At 60.1% G+C, this 1,810-nt stretch carries 2 protein-coding genes; one reads left to right on the top strand and one right to left on the bottom strand.

The window, feature by feature from the left end:
* Positions 1–94: 94 nt before the first annotated feature.
* Positions 95–994, bottom strand: a complete 900-nt coding sequence (locus EOA60_RS31410) for a LysR substrate-binding domain-containing protein (protein WP_066999645.1) — start codon at positions 992–994, stop codon at positions 95–97.
* A gap of 215 nt (positions 995–1,209) precedes the next feature.
* On the opposite strand from EOA60_RS31410, the gene EOA60_RS31415 reads away from it, so the two are divergent.
* A complete protein-coding gene (locus EOA60_RS31415) occupies positions 1,210–1,395 on the top strand; it encodes a hypothetical protein (RefSeq protein ID WP_066999640.1) in 186 nt (61 codons plus the stop codon).
* Positions 1,396–1,810 lie beyond the last annotated feature (415 nt).

The following is a 1,810-nucleotide window of genomic DNA, read 5'->3' on the forward strand; positions in this document are numbered from 1 at the left end:
GTCGACTTCCACACAGCCGAGACCGTACCGCAGCGAGCCCATGCATCGCGCCGAACCACTTATGCGGCGCGACCTGCGCCGGCGGCCGAATAGCTCAGAACTTGCCGGTTTCCCGGAACAGTTCGAAGGTCGCGCGGATGTGGTCGGCAACCGCCTTCACCGGCGCGCTGGCATCGGGTGCCACCACCATGGCGAGATTGTAGGTGCCGATATCGGGCATGCCGTCCTTGGCGCCCAGCGAAACCATCTCGTCGCCGAGGAAGGACTTCGGCAGCGGCGCGACGGCAAGGTCGGCCATGATGGCGGCGCGCTGGCCGGCGGTATGAGCGCTCATATAGGCGATGCGGTAGTTGCGGCCTTCCCGGCCGAGCGCTTCCAGGGCGCCGGCCCGCCAGGCGCAGCCTTCTTCCCAAAGCGAAACCGGCAGCGGTTCGCGCAGATGCGCGCAGCCGCCCTTGGCGCCGGCCCAGACGATCGGCTCGGTTAGCAGCACCTCGGCGCCGACCGCGCTGGTCTTGTAGGAATTGGTGAGCAGCGTAATGTCGAGCGCACGGTCGTCCATGCGGCGGCGCAGATTGACGCTCTGGTCGATGGTGACGTCGACGGCGATCGACGGATGCGATTGCGCGAAGCGCTTCAACACGTGAGGCAGCACGCGCTCGCCATAGTCGTCCGGGGAGCCAAGCCTGACCACACCGACAATGTCGGGAATGATGAACTTCGACACCACTTCGCGGTTGATCGACAAAAGCCGCCGGGCATAGCCGAGAAGCATCTCGCCGTCCGTGGTCAGCGTCACCGAGCGCGCGTCGCGCGCGAAGACGGAACGGCCGAGAATGTCTTCGAGCTTCTTGATCTGCATGGAGACGGCCGAGGGGGTGCGGAACACCGCATTGGCGGCGGTGGTGAAGCTGCCGGTCTCGGCGATCGCCACGAAGGTGCGCAGCACGTCGAGATCGAGCAGCGGCAAAGGATGGTTGAGTGGGGCGTTCATCAGGGCTTGCCTTCAATTTTTCTGATGCAAATGATCATTCCATTTCGTTTGATTGAACATCACTTCGAGCGCATAGTCAACTCGATCGATGCAGGATGCTGCCAAAAGCAGCCATCGAACGACCATGATACAGGCCTGCACTCGACATGAAATGAAGCTGAAACAGACCTGACGTAACCAATTGCCGGGCGCTGCCCGAATCGAGGAGAAAGAAAATGTCTATCCTGTCGTCTATCGGTCGGCTCGCGACCGAATTCAGTGCCGCCCGCGCTCGCTACCAGACCGAACGCGCAATCCATGCGCTGCCGATCGAACTGCAGAAGGATATCGGCTGGCCGGAAGCCGCCGATGCCAAGACTGGATTGCGCTACGGCGTGGGAACCTGGGCCGGAGCCAAGTAAATAAGTGTGCATCACGTGCTAAGGGCCTGCCGCGTGTCAGACCGGCAGGCCCTTTTGTTTGTACTCAAATAACTTTTCCAGCCATGCGGCCGTCGCATGACGCATATGAAGCACTCGCATAGCGACGTCCGTTTCGAATTAAAGCGCTGTAACTAATAGTAAATTTCGAGCGCAGAGCTCAAAAAAGTCGCATGGGATGTCGCTTTTCATAACAAGCGCTTCGTTTTTGCGATTTAGTTTTGGCTGGAGCAGGCCTATATCACCGCCAGCAAAAACGAGCTGCCCCACTCCATCAAGCGAAGGCGACCCGTCTGAGCAACCAAATGGAGATGATGATGAAGCTGTTTGCCCGCCTGTTCCCCCGTCGCGAAATGAACCTGACGACCGCTCTTGAGCGTCAGCGTCTTTCCAAGAC

Origin of the sequence: Mesorhizobium sp. M1A.F.Ca.IN.020.06.1.1 (genome assembly GCF_004023265.1) — a bacterium.
Lineage (GTDB): Bacteria > Pseudomonadota > Alphaproteobacteria > Rhizobiales > Rhizobiaceae > Mesorhizobium.

Bases quoted from the DNA above. Each gene is read 5' to 3' on its own strand.
- EOA60_RS31410 (WP_066999645.1), bottom strand. From the start codon at position 994: ATGAACGCCCCACTCAACCATCCTTTGCCGCTGCTCGATCTCGACGTG.
- EOA60_RS31415 (WP_066999640.1), top strand. From the start codon at position 1,210: ATGTCTATCCTGTCGTCTATCGGTCGGCTCGCGACCGAATTCAGTGCC.